We start from the raw sequence: 6,845 nt of genomic DNA on the forward strand, positions 1-6,845 counted from the left end.
CTTACCCGTAAAAACTGTATTTTTGAGGCTAAATTCGCCTAACCACACCTTAATGGACGGACACCACTACCGTTACAAAGATTAAATTTACTTAATATTTCGTTACGATAAGGGCATTGAGAGAAAAAACAAACTTCTCAATGCTCATGTCACAGGTGAATACCATGAATAGTACAATTCGGGTTGGCAACCTCTTTGGAATACCTTTTTATATACATCCTTCCTGGTTTTTAGTTTTGGGTTTGGTAACTTGGAGCTATAGCAGTGGACTAGCGGCACAATTTCCCCAACTAGGTGGAGGATTACCCTTATTGCTGGGATTGATGACAGCACTGTTATTATTTGGTTCAGTTGTCGCTCATGAATTAGGACACAGCTTTGTCGCTATTCGTCAAGGAATTGATGTCAAATCAATTACACTATTTATATTTGGTGGACTGGCAAGCTTAGAAAAAGAATCGCCAACTCCAGGAACAGCTTTTTGGGTAGCTATTGCAGGACCAATAGTTAGTTTGATGCTATTTGCTACAGCGACCGCAGTTGGTTTTGCGACTGCTGCATCTGGACCATTGGCTGCTATCCTTGGTCTACTAGCTTCTGTTAATTTGACCTTAGCTCTGTTTAACCTCATTCCTGGCTTGCCTTTGGACGGAGGAAATATACTTAAAGCAATAGTTTGGAAAATTACTGGTAAATCCTATAAAGGAGTGGTTGTTGCCAGCCGAATTGGACAAATCTTTGGTTGGTTAGCGATCGCATCTGGTTTAATTCCTCTACTATTGTTGGGTAGCTTTGCTAACTTCTGGAACTTGTTAATTGGCTTCTTTCTGCTGCAAAATGCTGGAAATGCTGCCCAATTTGCTAGAGTGCAAGAAAAACTCACAGGTTTAACAGCAGCGGATGCTGTAAATAACGATAGCCCAATTGTCAAAGCAAATTTGAATTTAAGAGAGTTTGCAGATCAACAACTCTTAAATGCTCAGGAATACCGTCGTTTCTTGGTGACAGATGAGCAAGGACAATTGTTAGGAGCAATATCAGTTGATGACTTGAGAACCATCCCAAATACATTATGGGCAGAAACTCAAGTTGTCAAAGTGATGAAACCAATTGAGCAGTCTACTACTGTACAATCAGATCAACCGTTGCTAGAAGTAGTACAGTTACTCGAAACAAAAAAATTATCCGCACTGACTGTAATTCGTGATAATGGGTTGTTAGTCGGAATTTTAGAAAAAGCTGCAATTATCAACTTACTTCAGAACAAAGTACAAACAAAATTTGCATAATCTCTTCAATTCTCCAAATGAAAACTCAAAATTGCCTTGAAAAGAAAGCAGTTTTGAGTTTTGAGTTTTGATTTTTGTAGATAAGTAAGTACGCTTATATGCACCCTAAGCATAACTCCTCCGAACTCGACAAAAAAGATTGGGAGTGTTGCTAACGAACTTAGTCAATGGTGAACGAAGCTGTAGAGTAAAATAGCTATAACTCAGACAAGGTAAGTATTCTAGCTTTCAATATGTCTGTACTAAGGTAGTATGTTTGTCCTATTGCCACTAATTCGATCACTTGGTACTGTGAATCATCTACTCAGTGATAACTGATACATAGTTACTATAGTATGTATGTATTGGTTGTTTACTCGATTTACCTGTTGTATAGTTGGGTGGTGAGTGAATTTTGAGTAAATAGCTTGAGGTAAGTGTTGCCTTGACTTGCGAGAGAGAGTCACAGCCAAGGCAAAAAATTAATGCGGATGGCGAGACTCGAACTCGCAAGGCAAAGCCACACGCACCTCAAGCGTGCGCGTATACCAATTCCGCCACATCCGCACGTTTGCCTAGAATAACAATATAGCATAGAAAATCAATAATGGAAGATATTTTCCAAAATTTTTGCAAAATGTTTTAATCAGGGAAGAGGGATTGGGGAGATGGGGAGATGGGGAGATGGGGAGAAAATTATTTACTTCTTCTCTGTTCCCTGTTAAGAGTTCCCTAATAAATTTGTGAGAATTTACAGTAATGCGACAGCTTTAATTGAACAGGATGGGAGAGAATGTCAATCTACTGGTACTAATATCGCAACTAAAAAATGAAGTTTGACAAAATTTTAATTGCTAATCGTGGAGAAATAGCTCTTCGCATTCTCCGCGCCTGTGAAGAAATGGGAATTGCGACGGTTGCTATTCACTCCACCGTTGACCGGAATGCTCTCCACGTGCAACTAGCTGATGAAGCGGTTTGTATTGGTGAACCAGCCAGCAGTAAAAGTTATCTGAATATTCCCAACATTATTGCAGCTGCCCTAACGCGTGGTGCTACAGCTATTCATCCTGGTTATGGGTTTTTGTCAGAAAATGCCAGATTTGCAGAAATTTGTGCTGACCACCACATTGCTTTCATTGGACCAACACCCGAAGCTATTCGCTTAATGGGTGATAAATCCACCGCGAAAGAAACCATGCAAAAAGCCGGAGTCCCGACAGTACCAGGTAGTGAGGGCTTAGTCGAAACCGTAGAAGAAGGGTTTGCGATCGCCAAAGATATCGGCTACCCTGTGATGATTAAAGCTACAGCCGGCGGTGGTGGACGGGGAATGCGGCTTGTCCGTTCCGAAGACGAATTTGTCAAACTTTTCCATGCAGCCCAAGGGGAAGCAGGAGCAGCTTTTGGTAATGCCGGCGTTTATATAGAAAAATTTATTGAACGTCCCCGTCACATTGAATTTCAAATTTTAGCGGACAACTACGGCAACGTTATTCATTTAGGCGAAAGAGATTGTTCAATTCAGCGTCGTAACCAAAAGTTATTAGAAGAAGCCCCCAGTCCCGCACTCAATGAAGACCTAAGACAAAAAATGGGAAAAGCAGCCGTCAAAGCTGCCCAATTTATCAACTACACCGGCGCAGGAACTATCGAATTTCTCCTGGATAAATCCGGTAAATTCTACTTCATGGAAATGAACACCCGCATACAAGTTGAGCATCCAGTTACAGAAATGGTTACTGGCATAGATTTGCTAGTAGAACAAATTCGCATTGCTCAAGGTGAAAAACTAGGCTTGTCACAAAAGCAAGTAGTTCTCAGAGGTCATTCCATTGAATGCCGTATTAACGCCGAAGATCCCGATCATGATTTTCGTCCAGCACCAGGTAAAATTAGCGGCTATTTACCACCCGGAGGACCCGGCGTGCGGATTGACTCCCACGTTTACACAGATTACCAAATTCCCCCTTATTACGATTCCCTCATCGGTAAGTTAATTGTCTGGGGACCCGACCGAGCTACAGCCATTAACCGCATGAAACGGGCTTTAAGAGAGTGTGCAATTACCGGACTACCCACTACAATTGCTTTTCATCAAAAAATCATGGAAAACGAGCAGTTTTTACAGGGTAATGTTTATACCAGCTTTGTCCAGGACATGAAATTGCAGTGATTGGGGATTGGGGATTGGGGATTGGGGATTGGGGATTGGGGATTGGGGATTGGTGACTAGGAATAGAAAAAACTTATTCTCCTCTGCTCCCCTGCTCCCCTGCTCCCCTGCTCCCTTTCCTCTTCACTGTCACCTGTCACCTGTCACCTGTCACCTGTCACCTGTTACCTGTCACCTGTTACCTAACTAACACGCGCCATCATTGTCAGTAATCCTTGCTGGCCTAGCAAAATTTCTCGCAATAGGCTGAAAATACCAACCCAAATAATAGGGGTGATATCTACCCCACCAATGGGGGGTACTAGCTTTCGCAATAGCACTAAAAAGGGTTCAGTTGGCCAAGCGATGAGATTAAAAGGCAACCGATTAAGATTTGCTTGGGGATACCAAGTCAGAATAATGCGGAAAATAAACAAAAATGTCATCAGTCCCAAAACGGGTCCGAGAATCCAAGCAGTTAGGTTAACACCAGTCATGGCTTTCAGCTACTATCTGTGAAGAAATCAAATCAAATTAACTTAGGGGAGCAAGCCAGAAAATTTTCCGCTTTTTACAGCATTCTCTCTCATTTTAACTAAATGCCGTCATTTTCTCTAAGGGAGAACTCTTAACTGATAACTGATAACTAAAATAACAACTTCTCAAGGAACTGATACACCATTAAAATTAAAATGAACTGTGTGTGTAAAAAAAGGTTGAGAACTATGACACCCTCTTTAGCAAATTTTCTTTGGAGTCTGGTTTGGGGTACTGCTATTGTGGTCATCCCTGCTACTGTTGGCTTGATTTTCATCAGTCAGAAAGATAAAATCCAACGAAATTAAGGAATAGGGAACTGGGGACTGGGGACTGGGGACTGGGGACTGGGGACTGGGAACTGGGTAATTAATTATGTTGTTCCCAATCACCAATCACCAAATAATGGTAAACAGCTTCAGAGCTTCTTTGCCAGATGCTTTGGAGCTTAAATATATTGTCGATAGTTAAAATAGTAATTTTAATTGTTAGCAATAATTCCTTGATGGTACAAGCCCCCGGATTCATCCGTGTGGTAAATCCAAAATCCAAAATCTAAAATCCAAAATTGGATGACTCGCTAACATAGATTTGATATTGGGAAAACAGCAATGATAAATTTTGGGCTGAACTCAGCCAGTGTTTTGGCTCAGGTAAATTTTGGGGCGAACTCAGCCAGTATTCTAGGAATTTTCCTGGCTGTGGCTGGGGCAGCACTGTATTTTCTCCGCACTGTGCGTCCAGAACTGTCACGAGATCAAGATATCTTTTTTGCAGCCGTGGGCTTACTGTGTGGTTTTATTCTCATCTTCCAAGGATGGCGACTTGACCCAATTTTACAATTTGGTCAGTTGCTGTTAGTTGGGACTACTGTATTTTTTGCCGTTGAAAGTATTCGTCTACGAAGTATTGCTACTCAACAAGCAAAACGGAATACTCCCATTGTGGACGATGAACGAGAAGTCAGCAGAAAATATTCTTACTCTGAACGGCGCAATTATCAAGCGGAGATGGATGCAGATTTAGAACCGCTACCTTATTACGAAGAAGAGGAAGAAGAAGAAGAACGTCCCCCACGTGCCAGAATTCGCGGTAGTAAAGATGAGCGTTCCAGCCGTGATAATAATAATTCTTATGAGGAGCAACCACCTCGTCGTTCAGAACGTCGCAGCACCAGGGAAAAACCAGAAACAGGAGAAAGAAAACGTCGTCCTAGTTCTGGGCGTTCAGTAAGTCGCCCTAGTGAAAGTTTTGAACAAGAAAATTGGGGTTCTGTTTCTAAGCAAGTTGATGATTGGGAAAGCCCCCAAGAGGAAGTCAGAAAACCATCACGTCGCGGTAATAACAGACCTCAACCTCCAGAAAGCCGTGAGGATGATGTTGCTCCCAGACCTAGAAAGCGTCGTCCACCTACTGACTCATCCCCTCGCAGACAAAGAGATGATGATGAGGCTATCCCCACTGATTATGTACCATACAACCCAATTGAAAAGCCAAATCAGGAACCGGATAATTCCAATGACTTTGATGATATCTAAAACTTTTGGGGTGAATTTATGGTGTGGTAGTTTTCAAGGTGGCGGAAAGCAGTTGATGTGAAAACAGTTACGTCTATGTTATGGCTCCAAAAACGTATTTATTGGAGCCTAGTTTTTAGTTTGATTAGTCTGCTTGTGTCCTGTGGTGTCAGTGATATTCCTCTTGGGGTATCTTCTCTCAATAGTCGTTATACTGAGGAACAACCGGCTTTAAGTGGAAATGGACGTTTTTTAGCCTTTGTTTCTAATCGTAATGGTAATCAGCAATTGTTGGTTTACGACTTAGAAACACAAAGTTTTATTCCTACTCCACGTTTAAATAGAAGAGAAACTATTGCCGAAAGTCCTAGTCTCAGCTATACGGCTCGTTATATTTGTTATCTAACTAGTAACCAAGGTAGACCAGTTATAGCAATTTACGATCGCGCCATGCAGCAATCACAAATCCTCACTCCTACCTATCGCGGTTGGGTTAGAAATCCTCATATCAGTCCAGATGGTCGTTATATTGTCTTTGAATCTGCTAGTCGTGGACAATGGGATATTGAAGTTTTAGACCGAGGACCAACTGTGGAGTTAGATATTCCCAATGGCGCAGCGGTGACTGTACCGCAGTAAGGATTGTGGGTACTCTGAAAAGGCAGGGGAGCAGGGGGAGAATAACAACAAAGGAATTATGAATTATGAATTATAAATTACTGATTATTTTATTTTTAAGCTCGAGTTTATTAACTGGATGTTTTGGTTATCCACGTATATTAAGTTATCCGTTTGATTCGGGGGGACGGAGTTTAAATAGTCAGGCTTCAGAATTAAATCCGCAAATTTCGGGGAGATATATTGTTTTTGTTACTGACCGTCGTGGTAGCCAAGATGTCTATATGTTTGATACGGTGACACGAAATTTGGTAGATTTACCTGGTTTAAATGCTTTTGATACTATTACTTCTCATCCTGCTGTCACTCAAGATGGTCGTTATGTTGTTTTTGCGGCTAGTCGTCAGGGACGATCTGCTATTTTTCTCTATGACAGGGAAACACGCCAATCACGAAATTTTACGGCTAATCTGCAAGCAGAAGTTCGTAATCCGACAATTAGTGCTGATGGTAGCAAAATTGCCTTTGAGTTTAGTAATAATGGGCAATGGGATATTTTACTCTATGACCGTTTTGGTCAACAACTGAATATTCGTTAATGATTGTACTTGTATTAATTGATATTTTTTAGAGATATTTTTTAGCATTTTTTTTAAAATTAAAATACCGTATGCACTGCTACAGTTAGGCATCGTCAGTTCACTTAACATTTGAAGCTAATAACAAGTTGGCAGAAATAAATATAGGGAT

At 41.2% G+C, this 6,845-nt stretch carries 7 protein-coding genes and 1 tRNA gene; 6 read left to right on the forward strand and 2 right to left on the reverse strand.

The features are described from left to right. The first annotated feature begins 164 nt into the window (after positions 1–164). Positions 165–1,289, forward strand: coding sequence for a site-2 protease family protein (locus VB694_RS05625; protein ID WP_323359325.1), 1,125 nt, complete (start codon positions 165–167; stop codon positions 1,287–1,289). Positions 1,290–1,754: 465 nt separating this feature from the next. Here the strand turns inward: VB694_RS05625 and VB694_RS05630 are convergent. After that, positions 1,755–1,835 (reverse strand) — tRNA-Leu (locus VB694_RS05630). Between the two features lie 262 nt (positions 1,836–2,097). Between VB694_RS05630 and accC the strand changes: the two genes are divergently transcribed. Then, the gene (accC, locus tag VB694_RS05635) at positions 2,098–3,444 is read left to right on the forward strand and encodes an acetyl-CoA carboxylase biotin carboxylase subunit (RefSeq protein ID WP_323359326.1); all 1,347 of its coding nucleotides are present in this window, start codon (positions 2,098–2,100) and stop codon (positions 3,442–3,444) included. A 182-nt stretch (positions 3,445–3,626) separates the two neighbouring features. On the opposite strand, the gene VB694_RS05640 is transcribed toward accC, so the two are convergent. Next, the gene (locus tag VB694_RS05640; protein ID WP_323359327.1) at positions 3,627–3,920 is read right to left on the reverse strand and encodes a YggT family protein; all 294 of its coding nucleotides are present in this window, start codon (positions 3,918–3,920) and stop codon (positions 3,627–3,629) included. 228 nt (positions 3,921–4,148) lie between these two features. Here VB694_RS05640 and psbX point away from each other — a divergent pair, with 228 nt between their 5' ends. The 4 genes from psbX (at position 4,149) to VB694_RS05660 (ending at position 6,694) form a co-directional block, all read left to right on the forward strand. Continuing rightward, positions 4,149–4,268, forward strand: coding sequence for a photosystem II reaction center X protein (gene psbX, locus VB694_RS05645; RefSeq protein ID WP_190560223.1), 120 nt, complete (start codon positions 4,149–4,151; stop codon positions 4,266–4,268). Between the two features lie 303 nt (positions 4,269–4,571). Beyond that, positions 4,572–5,498, forward strand: coding sequence for a Ycf66 family protein (locus VB694_RS05650; protein ID WP_323359328.1), 927 nt, complete (start codon positions 4,572–4,574; stop codon positions 5,496–5,498). Positions 5,499–5,555: 57 nt separating this feature from the next. Further along, on the forward strand, positions 5,556–6,116 hold the full coding sequence (locus tag VB694_RS05655) for a hypothetical protein (RefSeq protein ID WP_323359329.1): 561 nt from the start codon (positions 5,556–5,558) through the stop codon (positions 6,114–6,116). A gap of 65 nt (positions 6,117–6,181) precedes the next feature. Beyond that, on the forward strand, positions 6,182–6,694 hold the full coding sequence (locus VB694_RS05660) for a Tol biopolymer transporter periplasmic protein (protein ID WP_323359330.1): 513 nt from the start codon (positions 6,182–6,184) through the stop codon (positions 6,692–6,694). Positions 6,695–6,845: the final 151 nt, after the last annotated feature.

Source organism: Anabaena sp. UHCC 0451 (assembly GCF_034931405.1).
Classification (GTDB): Bacteria; Cyanobacteriota; Cyanobacteriia; order Cyanobacteriales; family Nostocaceae; genus RDYJ01.

Coding starts and splice junctions, on each gene's coding strand:
- VB694_RS05625 (WP_323359325.1), top strand. CDS start 165: ATGAATAGTACAATTCGGGTTGGCAACCTCTTTGGAATACCTTTTTAT.
- accC (WP_323359326.1), top strand. CDS start 2,098: ATGAAGTTTGACAAAATTTTAATTGCTAATCGTGGAGAAATAGCTCTT.
- VB694_RS05640 (WP_323359327.1), bottom strand. CDS start 3,920: ATGACTGGTGTTAACCTAACTGCTTGGATTCTCGGACCCGTTTTGGGA.
- psbX (WP_190560223.1), top strand. CDS start 4,149: ATGACACCCTCTTTAGCAAATTTTCTTTGGAGTCTGGTTTGGGGTACT.
- VB694_RS05650 (WP_323359328.1), top strand. CDS start 4,572: ATGATAAATTTTGGGCTGAACTCAGCCAGTGTTTTGGCTCAGGTAAAT.
- VB694_RS05660 (WP_323359330.1), top strand. CDS start 6,182: ATGAATTATAAATTACTGATTATTTTATTTTTAAGCTCGAGTTTATTA.